This is a genomic window from Psychrobacter sp. 16-MNA-CIBAN-0192 (assembly GCF_040309565.1).
Taxonomy (GTDB): domain Bacteria; phylum Pseudomonadota; class Gammaproteobacteria; order Pseudomonadales; family Moraxellaceae; genus Psychrobacter.
Genome location: NZ_JBEOOX010000016.1, coordinates 12,979 through 30,928, shown reverse-complemented (window position 1 = coordinate 30,928; position 17,950 = coordinate 12,979). Strand labels below are relative to the sequence as shown.

Sequence of the window (17,950 nt, the reverse complement as noted above, 5' to 3'; positions counted from 1 at the left end):
TATTATGAATATTTAATAAACTGTTGTAATACTGCATGCAGCTTGTCTTTATTAATCGGCTTGGTTAAAAATTCATCCATCCCAGCAGCAAGGCATGCTGCGCGGTCTTCATCACTATTATTGGCAGTAAGCGCTACAATAGGGATAGTGCAGCCTTGCTCACGAATGATGGTAGTTGCTTGCCAGCCATCCATTACGGGCATACGGCAATCCATCAAAATCAGCGCAAAATCTTGCGGCTTGGCAGCAAGCTTATCTAACGCTTCTTGACCATCTACTGCCACCTCACTGCGATAGCCAAGCTTGGTCAGTAATTTACAGGTAATTTTTTGATTGGTCAGATTGTCCTCGACCACCAAGATCAGTGGCGTTTGAATCGATGTATTGGCACTGAGAGAATCCGCATCACTCTCAGAAATTCTCACAGTCAGTTGCTTAGATTCAGGTACATCAGGGTTGGTTAATACGCTAGATTGCGGCAGCGTAAGACGTATCAGCTCGGATAATAGACGGGCAACATCCAAAGGTTTGCTCAAAAAACCATCGAAATTAATGAGGAAAGTTGAAGGTATACTGCGCTCAGGCTTCATGCTCAGTAGTATTTTTGGCAAGGAGAGGCTGGCTAAAAAGTCTTGTAAAGCTGCGCTGGCACTCGCGTCAATATGAATGGCGCTATCGGTAGCTGTGTGGTTAGCGTTGTCTGTGTCTGTGTCTGTGTCTGTGTCTTTGCTAACCTTTTTGTCGCCCATTTCAGTAGTATCATTATGAGTAAGGTAGTACTCATAATCTAAGAGTAAGACTGTAGCGCTTTTAGCTTCAGATGCCAGTGTTGCTGTTATTTGCTGCAACACAGCTTTATCGAACTGACTATAAATACTGGCACGGATATTTAAATGCTGACATAAGCGCTGTAAATAAACGGCGCTCAGCGTTTGGTTGACGATAGCGACCAGATGCATCTGCTGAAAACTACTATGATATTGATAAACCGGCTGATAAGTTGGGTTGTGGGCGGGCAAATATAAGTGAAAAGTACTGCCTACTCCTTTAGTACTTGTCAGCTGGATAAAACCACCCAACAGCTGAGCAAAGCTGCTCGATATGGCAAGCCCAAGCCCTGTACCGCCAAATTGTGCGCTTACTTGTGGATTGGCTTGAGTAAAGTAGCTAAATATAGCCTTTTGCTCTGAGGGACCGATACCAATACCGGTATCTTGAATACTAAAATGGAGCCAAGGCTGCTGCGTATTGACGGCGTGTTGTAAGCGGTGATAGCTTGAAGGTAAAGCAAGCGGCAATGTGGCGGAAGTGTCAGCATTATCTAGAAAACTTGAGAGATGACGATTATTTTGAGGTTGAGACTTACTTAAACCACGCTGAATAATCTGCCCCATCTCTTGATCGCTCACACCTTCAATAATGAAGGCAACATAACCTGAGCGCGTGAATTTTACGGCATTATCGAGTAGGTTCAGCAGAATTTGACGCAGGTGTCTGCCATCGGTGTCGATATAACGTGGACAGTTGGGCATAAAGAAATATAGCAGCTCAAGCTCATGTCGGCGCGCATTACCCACCATCAAGTCACTAAGTTGTTGACTGAGTTTAAACACATCAGTCGGCGCAAGTACCACCTCCATTTTGCCCGCTTCAGTCTTTGCCACATCCAACATGTCATTCAGCATTGCTAACATCGAATAACTGGATTGGATTAACGTTGCTAGCACATCGCGCTGATTGTCAGTCAATGTTTGAGGCTCTATTAAGTCTAACGTTCCGATAATCGCATTAAGTGGGGTACGTAATTCATGCCCCAAGGTGCTTTTTAAGGCTGTCAGCTGCGCTACCTGATGATTGAGCTGCTGATTTTGTTGTCGCAAATTCAGATTCCGAGTCACTAGCTCATTAACGTTGGTAAACATCACTGTGAAGCCATGAGTTTGTTCATGATCGCCAAACCATGGAGTGATGTGCAGCTGATAAGCTTGTTTATCCTCCAAGCCATAGACCAGTACCGTGCGCGTAACTCGCTGTGAAGTCAGTTTTTGCAAATATTGCTGGGTAATTTTATCGCTACCAGTGACAAAATCTTTGAGCGTATAAGTGACGTCTTTCTGAAATGAGGTGGTAAACACTTGATCAAAACGTTGATTGGAAAAGCTGATCTGACCTTGACGCATAATCATGAGCATCGGTAATGGCGCCTGAGTAACCAAGCGCTCAAGCCGATGATTGAGCACATTAATACGTCGGTGCTGACTGTGTAGCTGATAGCCAATCCGCCCTAATATATGACCTAAGCGTAAAAACTCAATGGTACTATCGGCCTCTATAAAGGGTGGTGGGGTATAATTTTCTTTAGCAAGGGTTGGTATATCGTCCGCATACGTTAGCAGCTGTTCCCAATTGGCGCGGCGTTTTAGCATATATAGTAGCGCTGTGACTAATAATATCAGCGCAGCCATGAGCGGTAACCAATAAAGGTACGAGATTAAATTAATAACAATGGGCTGATGGCGCAGTATGATACAAAGTTGCTGATCATTTTTAAGGGTTAAAGTAGCCATTAGTTGGCGTTCAGTCACCTTAAAAGCGCTTTTTGCGTTGGGGGTTTGTGGCTTAATATGAGAAAAGCTGACCGTGGTAAAAGGTGGCTCGTCAGGGCGAGTATTCCTATATACGTAGGTCTGCCCAGATGGCATCATCAAAATCAGCTGATAACTAACGCGCTTGAAAAGTGGTCGTTGTAATATAGTCTCTATATGGCGGTTTGTGTTGTCGTGCGTCTCTGTTAAATTATGCTGGAGGCTATCAAAAACCATTTTACTGTATTGCTGGGTATTTTCTTTGAGCGTCAAAAATAGCATGACATAATACAAAACCAACATAATAGACAATGTTAGGCAGTAGAAGATAAGTAAGCGCTTTAGCGACTGAAACTGTTGCACAGACCACAACCCTTATCGGTAGAGGATGTATTCACTTATCACAAGGTGGATAGCATGCCTTAATGATGGTATAAGCACAGGGTATAAAGTAACATGGTGTGGGCTATCATTGACCATCACAATGCAGTTAATGTCCTATTAGTAACGCTTATACCTCATAATGCCCTAAAATACCTATAACTAAATAGAGATATTAGCAGAGATAATTTTGATGCTCTATTATCAGCATGGTACAACTGTGTAAACTCACTTATAATAAACCCAATATTTAAACGATATGATTAACTTAACTTCTTATTTAACTTCATTTAATCAACGCTATCATTTGCTGATACTATTTAAAGATACCCTGCTGCTATGACGATAACTGTTCCTAACGCTTTGACTGCTGTTAACAATGCGCCAAAAACCACCCAGCGCTTGCGCGTGGTATTTGCAGGTACGCCTGAATTTGCTGCTATTAGCCTTGAGGCATTAATTGCGCAGCAAAATGCGCTGAATATCGATATTGTCGCTGTTTATAGCCAGCCGGATCGCAAAGCCGGACGCGGGCAAAAACTCTCCGCATCTGCCGTTAAGCAAGTGGCATTGGCGCATGACATTCCCGTTGAACAACCCGCTACCTTTAAAAAATCCAGTGACGAAGGTCTTACGGCTCGAGAAACGTTGCGCGCTTACCAGCCTGATGTGATGGTAGTCGCCGCCTACGGGCTTATTTTACCCATTGGCGTTTTAACCACGCCAACGTATGGTTGCCTCAATATTCATGGCTCGTTACTGCCACGCTGGCGTGGTGCTGCGCCCATTCATCGTGCGTTATTAGCGGGTGATGCTGCAACAGGCATTACCATTATGCAGATGGATAAAGGGCTGGATACTGGCGATATGCTTTATAAAGTCAGCTGCGCCATTATAGATAATGACAGTGCCTCCAGTCTCCATGATAAGTTAGCCACATTAGGCGCGACTGCAATCAGCACCGTGCTGCAAGATTTACCGCATTATCAAGCGCAAGCAACCGCGCAAGATAACAGTCAGGCTAATTATGCCGAAAAGCTGATTAAAACAGAAGGTGAGATTGACTGGTCACAATCGGCTAGCGTGATAGAGCGCCAAATCCGTGGCTTAACACCGTGGCCGGGCGCTTACACCTTTTTAAAGGGTGCGCGCGTCAAGATTTTAGCCAGCTTACCGGTCAATGATTCTCAGCAAACCGATAAACCTGCCGGCACAGTTATTAGCGTCGGTCGCAAGGCAATTTTGGTGGCGTGTGGTATTGATAATGATGCTAATTTTGATGCTGACAGTGCCAATACAGCAAGGCAAGCCAGTACTTTAGCGATTACTCAGTTGCAGTTTGCCGGCGGTAAACCAGTCAGCGCAGAGCAAATCTGCCATGGCAACCAGCTCAATGATGGTGACCAATTTACCGCTGAAACAGATGTTATTTAATAAGATTGTTTAACAGGATTATTCAACGTAATCACCTAACATGACCATCGCACCAATTTATTAAATGTATTCCATTAAAGTTATCAGCTCTATTTAAAGCAATATTTAACCTAATATTTAAACGATTATGCACTGCCAACGCTGCCAGTAGGCGCACAGGAAATCACGTACTATGAGACATCACGCAACCGCGTCTAACAGCCCTCGAAACAATAAAAATAAACCATCAAGCAACCTTAAGATGGTCGGTAGTGTGCGCGCGCGCGTTATTCGCACCTTGCTTGCCATCCAAAACGGACAGTCATTATCAAGTGTGCTTGACCCGTTATTAAACAGCTTGCATGAAGGCGATAAGGGCTTTGCTCATGCTTTATTGTTGACCACATTGCGTCAGTGGTTTGCGCTTGAGCGCTTGCTTGATAGCTTAGCGGACAATACGATTGATGAGATGGAAGTGCGTACCACCATACAAGTGGGACTGACCCAGCTGCTATATTTACAAGTTGCTGACCACGCTGCGATTCATGAAACTGTTGAAGCGGTAAAAGAAATTGAATTTGCCCATGCCTCTGGTTTGGTCAATGCCATCTTGCGTAAAGTGGTGAAAAATACCCATAAATACCACAAAAAATGTGATAAAAATCACAGCTTACCGAACTGGCTTGCGTATCAGCTTAAGCAAGACTGGAGCGAAGAGTATCCAGCCCTAACTCAAGGGTTACGTCAGCCTGCGCCGATGTTTTTACGCGTCAACACGGCATTAAGCACCGTAGAGGGCTATCAACAAACGCTTGAGCAAGCAGATATTGAAGCTGAATTGGTTCAGTTAGTAAGTGAATTACAACTGCCACAGTCTGTCAATAACGACGCTACAACGACCGCCAAAACAATCACTACCCAAGCATTACGTCTTGAGCAAAGTACGGGCGTTGTAGGTTTGCCTTCATTTGCAGTAGGTGCTGCTAGCGTACAAGATATGCATGCTCAACTTGCCGCGCCATTAATTCATCAAGCACTTATTAATAAAGTAAATATTGATAACAACAATGACCAGAATGAGCTACATATTTTAGATGCCTGTGCTGCACCTGGTGGCAAGCTTGCGCATTGGCTAGAGCTATTAAATGCTGATAAACAATCCTCATTGTTTCATGTGAAACGTATTGAACATGATAGTAAAGCTGATGTAGCAGACGGTCGCGCCATTAACTTTACGGCTATTGATAATGAAGCGCCGCGTATTACCCGCATCCATGAAAATTTAGAGCGATTAAATTTAGAAAAATCGGAACTTATTAATCTAAATATCGTTTGCGCCGATGCCACAAGATGGCAAGGCATCGCTCAATCTAAAAACCAAAAAATTGATAAAAATAAACCTGTATTTGACGCCATATTATTAGATTCCCCTTGTACGGCAACCGGCGTCATTCGTCGCCATCCTGATATCAGTCTGTTACGTGCCGAAGAAGATATTGCGCAAACCGTATCGTTACAGGCAGAAATTCTAGACAATCTGTGGGCACAGCTAAAAGTCGGCGGTTATTTGTTGTACGTTACTTGCTCGATATTAAAACAAGAAAACGTTGAGCAAATGCAGGACTTTTTACGTCATCATACCAATGCCACGGCGATTGAATTTACCGAAGCCTGTAGCTGGGGAATTGCGCAAGAAGTGGGTCGCCAATGTTTGCCAATTGATAGCGAAAGTGGTGATGGCTTTTATTATGCATTGCTACAAAAAAAGGCGTAATTAATACTGCTTAGCCAATACTGCTTAATAAACGTTCTTTAATAAGTGCCTTTAATAACTCGGGTTAAATCTCAAAAATCATTGTAGGTAGGGAAGCTTATGAAATATATCAGTACTCGTGGTCAGACAGCACCGATGGATTTTAGTGATGTGCTATTAATGGGGCTTGCGCCTGATGGTGGCTTGATGCTGCCTGAGCATTATCCGCACATTGATAATGCAACGCTTGATGAATGGCGCACGCTAAGTTATCCAAAGCTTGCCATGGCGATTATGCAGCGCTTTGCTACGGATATTCCAGCAGCAGACCTACAAGATATTATTGAGCGCACTTATACTACTGAAGTATTTGGCAGTGCCGATATTGTTCCAGTGCGTAAGCTTGAAGATAATGTCTATATTTTAGGCTTATCGAATGGTCCAACCTTAGCGTTTAAAGATGTGGCGATGCAGTTTTTGGGCAATGCTTTTGAGTATGTGCTGAAGAAAAAAGACGCACGCATCACGATTATTGGTGCCACCAGTGGTGATACCGGTAGCGCTGCCGAATACGCATTACGCGGTAAAGATAATATCGAAGTCTTTATGCTATCACCGCACGGCAAAATGAGCGAGTTTCAGCGTGCCCAGATGTATAGTTTGACCGATGCCAATATTCATAATATCGCCATTGATGGTATGTTTGATGATTGCCAAGATATCGTCAAAGCTTTGCAGCAAGATGCGGAGTTTAAAGCGGCTTATAATTTAGGCACCGTCAATTCTATCAATTGGGGTCGCATTCTTGCGCAAATCGTTTATTATTTTAAAGCCTACTTTGCGGTGACCACTAGCAATGATGAACAAGTCAGCTTTAGTATTCCGTCAGGGAATTTTGGTAACATTTGTGCTGGACACATTGCTCGTGAAATGGGCTTACCAATTGGACGCTTAATCGTTGCGACCAATGAAAATGACGTGCTTAATGACTTCTTTAATAAAGGCGCGTATCAACCACGCCCGACTGCTAAAACTTACATTACCTCTAGCCCGTCTATGGATATCTCTAAAGCCTCTAACTTTGAGCGTTTTGTATATTTGCTGCTGGAGAAAGATAGTGCGCGCGTTCATGAGTTGTTTGAAGGGGTAAAGTCAGGTCAAGGTTTTGATTTAGCAGATTTAATGCAAGCAGTAAACACCCGTTATGGCTTTGCTGCGGGCAAGTCTACGCATAGTGACCGCCTACAGACCATCAAATCACTGTATGAACAATATGGTGAACTGGTCGATCCGCACACGGCTGACGGTATTAAAGTTGCCCAAGAATTACAGCAAGCGGGCGAAGTCATCATCTGCGCTGAGACGGCATTGCCTGTTAAATTTGCCGAAACTATCGTCGAAGCTATTGGACAAATTGATATTGCGCGCCCTGCGCATACCGAAGGTTTAGAAGCATTACCGCAGCGTGTGGTTATCTTAGACAATGATGCTGAATTGGTTGCTGAGCAAATTCGTCAACATGTCAAAGTGAATGCTGCTTAAGAGCCTACTTAAAATGAGCTGTTTCATAAAGAAGAAAGAAGCACTTTACAAAATAGATGCTCTTTAAAATAACGGCTCTCTAAAATAGGTGCTTACTAAATCATATCCAACAAAGACTTTGTTTCACGTGAAACAAAGTCTTTGTTATTTATAGTGAGTAATAAATATTGATATCTTGCTAAGATATACGGTTGCGCTATAAAATTCGCAAAATACTCGATTAAAGATTACACTTATGTAAAAAATGGTTTGATATTATGCTATGGTATCTGCCACCCCATCTTTTAAAAATTAACGATGCTTATTATTAACTAAAGCACAGTATCGTCTTTTACTACCGATTAAGCCGTTAACAGCGCCAGCGCTACCCTTGACCCATTATGGATTTGATAATGAAAATAAGCCTCAATGCGCTAGCAAAAGCGCTGTTAATGACTGCTTTTAGTAGTGTATTTCTTCTCAATACCGCTCACGCCAATAACCCGCCGCCAACGATTAAAGCCGATGCACCCAATCGCTATATCGTCAAAAAAGGCGATACCTTATGGGACATCTCAGGGCGCTATTTAGAGAGTCCGTGGCGCTGGAAAGAGATTTGGGCTACCAATAAACAAATTAAAAACCCCAATCTGATTTATCCCAATGACATTCTTATTCTCTGCGTGATTAAGGGTAAAACTTTGATAGGCGTCGATACGGGTGAAGGCTGTGCTGGGGTCGAAAAACAAATCTCGACTAATGTGGCAGTAAATACGGTTGCCGTCACGTCAACGCTAAATAGTATCCCCGCCATTCCCATGTCAGCGATTCAACATTGGCTCGATAAAACGCTGATTGTGAATCCAAAAGATTTTGACACCACGCCTTACATTTTAGCCTCGAAAAAGCGCAATTTGATTACTGGTAGTGGTGATAAAGTCTATGCCAAAGGTATTCCACTTATCGTTGGTCAGCGCTACGGGGTTTATCGTAAAGGTGAATTATACGTTGAACCAAAAACCAATAAGATCATTGGTTTAGAGGTTACTCAAGTCGCAACTGGTTTAGTCACGGCAACGGAAAGTAATGGCGTAACCAGTTTGCAATTAACGGACAGCTACGGTAAAGAAGTTCGTGAAGGCGACCATGTTTTTGTAGAGCTAGATAATTCAATTCCACCGGTATTTTATCCTACGCCCGCTACAGTTAATCGCGGCGGCATGATTGTTCGGGTCATGGATTCCATCAGCTCTGCCGCGCGCGGTAGTGTGGTGGCAATCAATCTAGGACGCAATCAAGGCGCAAAGCCGGGTGCCGTATTGACTGTTTATCAAAAAGGTCCATTAGTACGCGATGTGTTTGATAATGATATGCCTGTGCGCTTGCCAAGTGAGCCTACCGGTATGGTGATGGTATTTAATACCTTTGATGACATTAGCTATGCCTATGTTTTAAATTCAGAATTGCCGCTGAGTGTGGGCGATCAGCTGTTACCGCCGCCTTATTTATGAGTTTTATAGACTAATATTTTTAAAAGATTGAGTTTTCTAGATGAGTGATTTTTATGAGCGCATTACTACCTCCTTTATCAGATGAGCAGCGCGCGGTTTTGGCGCTTTGGTATGAGGTTAATGCGTCGTTATCTGCTTATCATCAGTTAATAGCGAGTTTTGATAGTGCTCAACAAGCGTGGGCAGCAAAAGTAGGTGCGTGGCAGCAATTGGGCATTCATCATACCCATCTTAAGCGCCATGAAGCAGTACAACAAACTGTGGACAGTATAGATAAAATTGAACAGGCATTAGCCGCTGGACAATATCAATTATTATTTGCAGAGCAGCCTGAATTTCCTACTCAGTTACTACAAATATTTGACCCACCGCCGCTATTGTTTTGCCGTGGTAATATCGAGCGGCTACAACAAGCACAAATTGCGATGGTAGGCAGCCGTAAACCAACCGCGCACGCGCAAAAGATTACCTTTGATATGGCGCAATATTTAGCTCAGGTAGGGTATGTCATTACCAGCGGGTTGGCGCTGGGCGTAGATAAACGCGCACATTTAGGGGCACTGGCGCAAACTGATCCTATGTTGCAAGGTCGTACTATTGGTGTGATGGGAACGGGTATTGATATTTGTTATCCCAATCATCATGACCAACTCTTTAGCCAAATTGTTGAGCAAGGCGGCTGCTTAATTAGTGAGCTGTTACCGCATACAAAGCCGCATAAGCATACTTTTCCGCGCCGTAACCGCTTGGTTGCTGGGCTAAGTCTTGCCACTATCGTTACCGAAGCGACTATCAAAAGCGGCTCACTGATTACCGCGCGTCTTACCTCTGAGCAAGGTAAGCAGGTCTTTGCCATACCCAGTCACATCGATAATAGCAATGCGGAAGGCTGTCATCACCTGATACGTGAGGGCGCAACCTTAATTTACCATCCTGAGCAAGTATTGGCTGATGTTAATCTGCAACTTGGGCTGTATCCTGCCAAATCTCAGAATAACAGCACTAACAACAACAGCCCTAAAAATAAAAGGTCTCAAAATAATAACTCTGTAGATCATAAGCAGAAAGAGGTTCCTTCTCAACAAGTCGATGATGCGTCATCTAATGTTCATTTGGACTCTTTTATTATCCAGCCGCCCATTACGGCTATTTCGGTATCTGTTCCTAGCCATTTAACTACTGTTTATGATCAGCTTGATTGGCATGGTCAGGATTTGGATGCGCTCTTGTTAGCAACGGGACTGACCCCAGCAGAATTAATAGGGCAGCTAATGGAGCTTGAGTTGTTAGGCGTTATCAACGTACAGGGTGGGCGTTATTCACGGCTTTAATGTATTTATACCTTAACGTTTATTACTGATACTTCTAAAAATTTACAGAAAGTTTTATACTGGATTACTGTGTCTTTACTTACCATGAATCCGTTATTTTATGAATTTTTCTATGACTCAAACCTCGACCGTAACCACTGATTCTATTAGTCAAGCTGCCAGCTGGGTACAGGCAGGACGGCTATTGGCTTATCCTACTGAAAGTGTTTGGGGTATTGGCTGTAACCCTTTCAATGAGGGAGCAGTGCGGCAATTATTGGCTATCAAACAGCGACCTGTCGAAAAAGGAATGATAGTAGTAACTGATAGTGCTGAGCGTATCGCGCCTTTACTGGCGACGCTAACTGCTAGCCAGCGCCAAACGGTTTTAGACAGTTGGAATACGTCAAATCATACGACAGAAAAACAAGCGCATACTTGGCTGCTACCATTACCATCCTCATTATCCAATGAATCAAATCAACCTATTATGCCTACTTGGATTACTGGCGCACACAATAGTATAGCGGTACGCGTTATTGCCCATCCTCTTATTCAGCAGCTGTGCGCCCAATTGGTTTCTGCGCATAATCCTTATGGCTTGCTGGTCTCGACCAGTTGCAACCCATCTGGGCAAACACCTGCATTGTCTTTAGCGCCAGCGCAGGCTTATTTTGCAACTGATTCTGACGCTGAGCAGGTTAGGTATCTATCTGGTGACACATTGGGTTATCAGCTACCAAGTCAAATCCATAATGCCTTAACCGGGCAATTAATTCGCTAAAGCTGCTACTAACGCTTATCTACACTTATCCTCTTGTTTTTATATGGTATTTGTTGCCAAATCATCATTAAGTATATAAAAAACGTAAGGATAATAAGTGATGGACATACTAATCAGTGGTGGTTCAGGATTTTTGGGTAGTGCCTTTAGTAAGGCATTAATAACACGTTATCAGGAACAAAATAAACCGTTGCATACCACGTGGCTGACGCGCGACAGTAGCCAAGCGCATCCTGATGCCATCGCTATGTTGAGTTACGATGAACTGGAAAAAACAGATAAAAGTTTCGATGTTATCTTAAATTTAGCGGGTGCCGGTATAGCCGACGAGCGCTGGAGCGATGCGCAGAAAGAGACACTGCTTGCCAGCCGTATTAAGCCTACCGAATCATTACTTAAATTTATTGCCCGCAGTTCGGTTAAGCCCAAGTTATTGGTGAGCGGTTCAGCCATTGGTTGGTATGGCGTGCAAGGTGATACCCCATTAACTGAAAGCAGCCCTGCTAAGGACGACTTTGCCCATCACTTGTGTGAGACGTGGGAGCAGTTGGCGTTGCAAGCAACGGAATCTGGCGTGCCGGTTGCGATTGTACGTACGGGCGTGGTTATTCATCCAGATGGCGGTATGCTGGCGAAGCTGTTAACCCCCTTTAAAATGGGCGCTGGCGGGCAGTTGGGTGACGGTCAACAAATCATGAGCTGGATTAGCCGTGACGATTGGGTCGAGGCGGTTATTTTCATTATTGAGCAACATTTATCAAAAGCTATTAACACGCACAACACACCTCAAGATATGCACATCATCTATAATCTTACTGCGCCCAATCCTGTGACCAATCACACCTTTACCAAAGCGCTTGGCACTTGGCTCCATCGCCCAACTTTTCTAACGTTGCCCAGCGCGGTACTAAAAATCATGTTCGGTGAGATGGCAACCTTGCTTATTGATGGGCAAAAGGTGCTTCCGCAAGCATTATTAGATGCCGGTTATAAATTTAAATATCCTACTTTAGAGCAAGCGTTAACGCAGCAATCCTAATAAGAAAAGTATGATAAAGTTTCACGTGAAACAATTCATAATTTATGTTTTTCGTTGACAATATTTTGTCTCGTTTGACGCTTTAGATGATTGATTGTGGCAGTGTTTACAAGAAAGAGCCTAAAAAAACCGTATGGTACGAGCAATATAAACGAGCATCGGTTACCAATAGCTATGGTGACCCGCAAACTTGTATCATAAGATAGCGCTACATTTTGGATGTTGTTTGAATGATGCTGTTTTTTGTGTTGATTACTCAAGGTCTCTCGTTAACGACCAGTATTTTATTGTATTGGCTACTACGCATAAAGCGCCGCCGGAATATGCTGCTATTGGCAGGGACAGTATTTATTGTTAATAATATAGTGCTTCTTTACGGTCTAAGTGAGTTTTGGCGGGCGCGCTTTCATATATATTTAGTGGTCAGTATCTCACAAGGCTTTATGCTTTATGCGGCTTTGATAACGGCGCTTATCGCTGGTATTTATTGTTATATTCTTAAGCAATCGAGCCGTCCGAAATTACTGCGTACGCTAGCTGTTGGGGTATATATAGGCATTGTCGGCTTAGCGGTATTTAATGCGTATTCGCCCGTTGTCCACCACTTGACTGTAAAAACGGACAAGCCGTTAGCCAAACCGCTAACCATGGCAGTGGTATCTGACACGCATTTGGATCGCTGGTTTGGCAATCGACAGCTGAAGAAATTAGTCAGCCTTGTTGATGCGCAGCATGTTGATACGGTGCTGCTGGCAGGCGATCTTATGAATGACCGTACCTATTATTATGATAAAACCAATATGCATGAGCAGTTGTCAAAGCTGCGCGCGCCACTTGGCGTCTATGCCGTATTGGGCAACCACGATTATTCTGGTAATCAGGTGTCGATTGCTGAAGCTGTGACCCGTGCCGGTATCCAAGTTATTGATAATAAAAGTGTCTATTTGAATGACGCTGTCTGGCTGGTTGGGCGTTCGGATGAAACGGATTATGGTCGCCCGTTAGCAGAAGAATTGTTGCCACCGATTGATACGAACAAGCCTGTCATCATGCTAGAGCATAGTCCTTCAGAAATTAGGCTTATCAGTAAGCTACCCATAGATTTGCATCTTACCGGTCATACTCATGGTGGACAGATATTCCCATTAACCGTATTGATGAAGTACTTTAGCCCGTTATTATATGGCGCTAAAAAGATGAATAATACGCAGTTTTTGGTGACTTCAGGCTATGGTTTTGGCGCTGTGCCATTTAGACTGGGCACGCGCTCAGAGATTTGGGTAGTAACATTGATAGGCAAATCGTCTTGATGGACAAACAATTTTAATAAATTATATTAATAAATGACATTAATAAATAAGCCGACTATATTTTTTAATATGAGCCACTGTTAAAAGATGAAAATAGACAAAATATCCTTTCTATAATAATTTCAGAGTAGGTGCTTTTGTCTGAATTATCTGCCGTACAAAGGTGGCGAAAGCATCGATAATATGATGCGTTTCTTGTTTCATACCTTGGTGGACGCTCATTAAGTTAATAAAACCATGCGGTGCGCCAAGGACAGTATGCGTCTGTACATTAATGCCGTAGCCTCGTAGCTGCTCGGCATATACCAGCGCTTCATCATGTAATATATCCAATTCAGCAGCGACAATATAACTCGGACACAGATGCGCATTATCGCCAGCCATAGGTGATAGCAGCGCGTGCGGTTGTAACAATGAGCAATCTTGCAAGTAAGCCGCATGGAAGACCTGCACATCGTTATAATCCAGAATCAGCCCTTGACCGTACAATTTCCAACTGGGATAGTCTATGTCGATATCCGTAATTGGGTATAGCAATAGCTGTGCTAGCGGCAGCGGTAACGCTTGCAACTGCTGAAAAATATCCATGGTAAAGTCATCAGGTGTCGGCATATCTGGTTGCTGATTAGCCGCGTGCATTGCTACAGAATTGCTTACTTGCTGTGCTACTAATGCAGCAAGACCGCCACCCGAGCTGTCACCGGCTAAGACAATACGAGATGAGGACGCGCCGAGGCTATCAGCGTGCTGTGCCAACCAGGCATAAGCTTTAAGACAGTCTCTAATAGCCGTAGGCGCAGGGTATTCCGGCGCAAGACGATAGTCAATACTGACCAGCGCCCAACCGATTTGCGCGCAAACAGTATGGCAAAATTCATGATGAGTATTGACATCGCCTAAACAAAATCCGCCGCCATGAAAAAATAACATTACAACCTTATCAGGATTTTCTCCATTGCCGTTCTGCTCATTACTATCTATTGAATGGTAACAGCGTATGGTCATATCATCGCCGTCAGCATTATTAATCACCTTATCCTGCCAGCTCACCACTTTCGCGTTTTCTTTATTATTACTATTTCTAATTTTATAAACCTTATCCATAATAAAGGTGGTTTTAAAATGATTGTCGTTCTTAGTTTGCTGCCAGACGCTTGGAGATTGCAGAGCGACCATTTCAATGGCAAATTTTTGCCGTAACTGTGATAATTTATTGATTGTTATAGAGGGTCTAAGCTTATGGTTCAATGCAAGAAGTAGCCTCATCGACGCATCGGTATGCGGGTATTGCTCCGAGGTAGGCGCATTTAAATAATGATTGAGTCGGTTAATGATAGGTGTTGGTAAGCGGCTTAAACCTTTGACGACATAATGCAGTACATGGCGCTGCTGGCTCTGCTCTAGCGCCGTGGTTTCTATTGTTTTTACTACTTTTGTAAAAAAAGCATGCAGCGATGATATCGGCAAAATTTTCATATAGTCCCTTATACGAGCTAAAAAGAACATGTTAAAAGCAGCATTGACTGTTATTCATTAGTACTCGCATCACTATTAAGCTGCCAGTCTTGCCTCAGCATGAATTATCTCACTGACAAACTGGGCAAAATTTTTAATAATCTTGTGCATCTCATTTTCAAGCCCTTGATGGACGCTCATAAAATGAATAAAACCGTGCGGCGCGCCCAGTACTAGATGAGTGGATACGTCAATGCCATAGCGCTGCAGTTGCTCAGCGTAGGCAAATGCCTCGTCACGTAAAATATCCAGTTCGGCGGCGATAATATAGGTGGGGCATACCTCACGATTGTCGCCAAGCATCGGTGAGATCAAAACATGCTGACGTATAAGTCTGCTATGCTGAACATAGGCAGCATCAAATACGACAATATCTTCGTGATCTAATAGCAGCCCTTTGCCGTAAAGTGTCCAGCTGGGATATTCGATTTCGATATCGGTCACCGGATATAATGGCATTTGGGCAAGCGGGCGTGGCAGATTTTGTAGGCAATCTAAAGTTTCTTGTCCCTCTATTCCTATATCTAGCCACGCCGATTTAGTTGGGGTGGCGACTTGTTGAGCGACCAGCGTTGCCAAGCAGCCACCCGCGCTATCACCAGCTAAGACAATACGTGCAGGGTCGGCACCCAATATATGTGCATGCGATGATAGCCAAACATAAGCTGCAATACAGTCACGTAATGCAGTGGGCGCAGGATGCTCAGGTGCCAAACGGTAGTCCACACTGACTACCGCCCAGCCAGTTTGGGCACAGACCGCATGACAAAACTCATGATGCGTATTGACATCACCGATACAAAATCCACCACCATGAAAAAACAACATAACGCTTTTATCAGGGTTAGGTTGCTGTTGCTTAGGGTCGGTTGAAGCTTGATAACAGCGAACTCTCATTGCCCCGCCATCAGCGTTGGTGATGGTTTTATCGTCCCAGTTGACACCTAATGTCAGCGTTTTTGGCTTTATGATTAGCGCCGTCAGATGGCTCAACGGCGTCTCTAATTGCGCCCTTAATTTGGTATTTAATTGCGCCTTTAATGTAGCGCCAAGCTTATCAGTATCGACATTATTAGGTGCGGCCTGTTGCCAAACTCTCGGGGATTGCATCGCTACAGCATCAATAGCAAAACGTTGCCGCAATCTACCTAGTAGCTCAAACTGTATAGGGCGTTTTAATTTGTTGTTTACAGCGAGAATCAAGCGCAAATGTGCATTGGCATGTTCATACTGCTTGGTTGTTGGACCATTTAAATAACGAACCAACTGCTCAAGCAAGGGCTCCGGTAAGTAACCTAACGTTTTTAGCACATAATGCAACTTATGCTGCTGATACATCGCAACGTGTTTGCAGCGTGATATGTGTTTAGACTTAAAAAAGCCAGTATTGACGTTTGGTATATGAGGCTTGGGCAGGTAGGCTGTTGGCGGACTTTGTTGACCAAAGGCGGCAGGACTCATACCCATTAACATCTTATTTATAAAAGTGCGCAGCGATGGCGTGGGTAAAATAGGCATACGGCTCCTTATTCAATCAACCTATGAGAAGTTTTTATATCAACTTTAGCCGATATTTAGGACAGTTGGCAGCAAAATTACAGAATGTTTGCATGGTTTCTAAAAAGATTTTCCTACTATTATCCTAATAAACATAAAAAAGCGCCACTCTAGGCTTGAAATTTAGTCTTATTACCTTTATCAAGCAGCTATTGACTAGAGTTTATTGTAACTAAGAGCGGCTGTAAAAGAAGGGCGAAAACGCAGTCCATCATAGCCTAGTTTTACAAGGCTAATATTAAATGTCTGCTTTTAAGGGCTTAAGCGTTAAAGGCTTCAGTTGAAACACGTGCTGAACCTGAGTACATTATAAAGCCCCTACTTGATAACGCGCCTATTTGAACCATTAAAACAGCGTAGTCTATCGGCATCTGCCGGTTTTATTATAAATATCAGCCTCGTTATTAAAAAATCATAAGGAATTATCATGAGCGAACAAGCCCCAAACCACGAATTTGACACCCAAGACCCAAAAGCGGCACAAAGCAATATTGACCGTGACAGCAGCGTATTAGCAGAAACGCTGGATGAATTTAATCCAGAAGTGAATTCAGGTAATGAGGAAACTATCGATAGTGAAATCGATATTCACGCCTTTGAAACTCGTATCGCTGAGCTTGAAGAAGAAGTTAAACAAGCAAAAGAGCATACTGCGCGTGCCAATGCCGAAACTTATAATGCGCAAAAACGTATCGAACAAGAGGCGGATAAAAGCAAGAAATATGCCTTGCAAAAATTCGCCAAAGAGCTGTTAGAAGTGGTCGATAATTTAGAGCGTGCCATTGAAAATGCCGACGCCAACGACCCAGTTGCTGAAGGCGTGACCCTGACTCACAAAGCACTATTATCTATTTTAAATAAAAACGGTGTTGCTGTTGTTGATCCAGAAGGCGAAGCATTTGACGCTGATTTCCATGAAGCGGTGGGCATCGACCCAGAAGCTGCCGCCAATACCGTGGGCACGGTACTGCAAAAAGGCTATAGCTTAAACGGTCGTCTATTACGCCCCGCTATGGTGCGCGTTGGTCAGTAATTGTTGTTCAGTTATTACTGGTCATTAATTACTGGTCATTAATCCCTATATAAAATGTGGGTATTCACAAAAAGTCACACAAATTGAGATATTTACTTTGACTATGACTTGAAAAATTTGTGATGTAGTCCGATATAAGGCTACAACTGACCAGCAATGGTCTGCTATCCCTAGCTTAAATAGTTTCCTAAGCTACACCAGTTTAACGAATCTAAACGTAAGCAATATAAGCCACTTA

General features: G+C 43.4%; 12 protein-coding genes. 9 read left to right on the top strand and 3 right to left on the bottom strand.

Annotated features, from left to right (window positions below; translation table 11 throughout):
- Positions 1-2: 2 nt before the first annotated feature.
- Positions 3-2,948, bottom strand: coding sequence for a hybrid sensor histidine kinase/response regulator (locus AAEY78_RS11165; RefSeq protein ID WP_352339420.1), 2,946 nt, complete (start codon positions 2,946-2,948; stop codon positions 3-5).
- A gap of 357 nt (positions 2,949-3,305) precedes the next feature.
- Between AAEY78_RS11165 and fmt the strand changes: the two genes are divergently transcribed.
- The 8 genes from fmt to AAEY78_RS11125 all read left to right on the top strand — a co-directional run bounded on the left by fmt (position 3,306) and on the right by AAEY78_RS11125 (position 13,607).
- Positions 3,306-4,400, top strand: coding sequence for a methionyl-tRNA formyltransferase (gene fmt / locus AAEY78_RS11160; RefSeq protein ID WP_352339419.1), 1,095 nt, complete (start codon positions 3,306-3,308; stop codon positions 4,398-4,400).
- Between the two features lie 172 nt (positions 4,401-4,572).
- A complete protein-coding gene (locus AAEY78_RS11155; RefSeq protein ID WP_352339418.1) occupies positions 4,573-6,153 on the top strand; it encodes a transcription antitermination factor NusB in 1,581 nt (526 codons plus the stop codon).
- 99 nt (positions 6,154-6,252) lie between these two features.
- On the top strand, positions 6,253-7,674 hold the full coding sequence (thrC, locus tag AAEY78_RS11150) for a threonine synthase (RefSeq protein ID WP_352339417.1): 1,422 nt from the start codon (positions 6,253-6,255) through the stop codon (positions 7,672-7,674).
- 392 nt (positions 7,675-8,066) lie between these two features.
- Entirely contained in the window at positions 8,067-9,164 is a 1,098-nt protein-coding gene (locus AAEY78_RS11145; protein WP_352339416.1) for a LysM peptidoglycan-binding domain-containing protein, read from the top strand.
- Between the two features lie 53 nt (positions 9,165-9,217).
- On the top strand, positions 9,218-10,495 hold the full coding sequence (dprA, locus tag AAEY78_RS11140) for a DNA-processing protein DprA (RefSeq protein WP_352339415.1): 1,278 nt from the start codon (positions 9,218-9,220) through the stop codon (positions 10,493-10,495).
- Between the two features lie 112 nt (positions 10,496-10,607).
- Entirely contained in the window at positions 10,608-11,258 is a 651-nt protein-coding gene (locus tag AAEY78_RS11135) for a Sua5/YciO/YrdC/YwlC family protein (protein WP_352339414.1), read from the top strand.
- 100 nt (positions 11,259-11,358) lie between these two features.
- Positions 11,359-12,297, top strand: coding sequence for a TIGR01777 family oxidoreductase (locus AAEY78_RS11130; RefSeq protein WP_352339413.1), 939 nt, complete (start codon positions 11,359-11,361; stop codon positions 12,295-12,297).
- A gap of 230 nt (positions 12,298-12,527) precedes the next feature.
- A complete protein-coding gene (locus AAEY78_RS11125) occupies positions 12,528-13,607 on the top strand; it encodes a metallophosphoesterase (RefSeq protein ID WP_352339412.1) in 1,080 nt (359 codons plus the stop codon).
- A 111-nt stretch (positions 13,608-13,718) separates the two neighbouring features.
- Here AAEY78_RS11125 and AAEY78_RS11120 read toward each other — a convergent pair whose 3' ends face one another.
- The gene (locus AAEY78_RS11120) at positions 13,719-15,083 is read right to left on the bottom strand and encodes an alpha/beta hydrolase (RefSeq protein ID WP_352339411.1); all 1,365 of its coding nucleotides are present in this window, start codon (positions 15,081-15,083) and stop codon (positions 13,719-13,721) included.
- A 75-nt stretch (positions 15,084-15,158) separates the two neighbouring features.
- On the bottom strand, positions 15,159-16,640 hold the full coding sequence (locus AAEY78_RS11115; RefSeq protein ID WP_352339410.1) for an alpha/beta hydrolase: 1,482 nt from the start codon (positions 16,638-16,640) through the stop codon (positions 15,159-15,161).
- A 466-nt stretch (positions 16,641-17,106) separates the two neighbouring features.
- Here AAEY78_RS11115 and grpE point away from each other — a divergent pair, with 466 nt between their 5' ends.
- Positions 17,107-17,712, top strand: coding sequence for a nucleotide exchange factor GrpE (gene grpE, locus AAEY78_RS11110; RefSeq protein ID WP_352339409.1), 606 nt, complete (start codon positions 17,107-17,109; stop codon positions 17,710-17,712).
- Positions 17,713-17,950 lie beyond the last annotated feature (238 nt).

Bases quoted from the DNA above. Each gene is read 5' to 3' on its own strand.
- fmt (WP_352339419.1), top strand. From the start codon at position 3,306: ATGACGATAACTGTTCCTAACGCTTTGACTGCTGTTAACAATGCGCCA.
- AAEY78_RS11155 (WP_352339418.1), top strand. From the start codon at position 4,573: ATGAGACATCACGCAACCGCGTCTAACAGCCCTCGAAACAATAAAAAT.
- thrC (WP_352339417.1), top strand. From the start codon at position 6,253: ATGAAATATATCAGTACTCGTGGTCAGACAGCACCGATGGATTTTAGT.
- AAEY78_RS11145 (WP_352339416.1), top strand. From the start codon at position 8,067: ATGAAAATAAGCCTCAATGCGCTAGCAAAAGCGCTGTTAATGACTGCT.
- dprA (WP_352339415.1), top strand. From the start codon at position 9,218: ATGAGCGCATTACTACCTCCTTTATCAGATGAGCAGCGCGCGGTTTTG.
- AAEY78_RS11135 (WP_352339414.1), top strand. From the start codon at position 10,608: ATGACTCAAACCTCGACCGTAACCACTGATTCTATTAGTCAAGCTGCC.
- AAEY78_RS11130 (WP_352339413.1), top strand. From the start codon at position 11,359: ATGGACATACTAATCAGTGGTGGTTCAGGATTTTTGGGTAGTGCCTTT.
- AAEY78_RS11125 (WP_352339412.1), top strand. From the start codon at position 12,528: ATGATGCTGTTTTTTGTGTTGATTACTCAAGGTCTCTCGTTAACGACC.
- AAEY78_RS11120 (WP_352339411.1), bottom strand. From the start codon at position 15,083: ATGAAAATTTTGCCGATATCATCGCTGCATGCTTTTTTTACAAAAGTA.
- AAEY78_RS11115 (WP_352339410.1), bottom strand. From the start codon at position 16,640: ATGCCTATTTTACCCACGCCATCGCTGCGCACTTTTATAAATAAGATG.
- grpE (WP_352339409.1), top strand. From the start codon at position 17,107: ATGAGCGAACAAGCCCCAAACCACGAATTTGACACCCAAGACCCAAAA.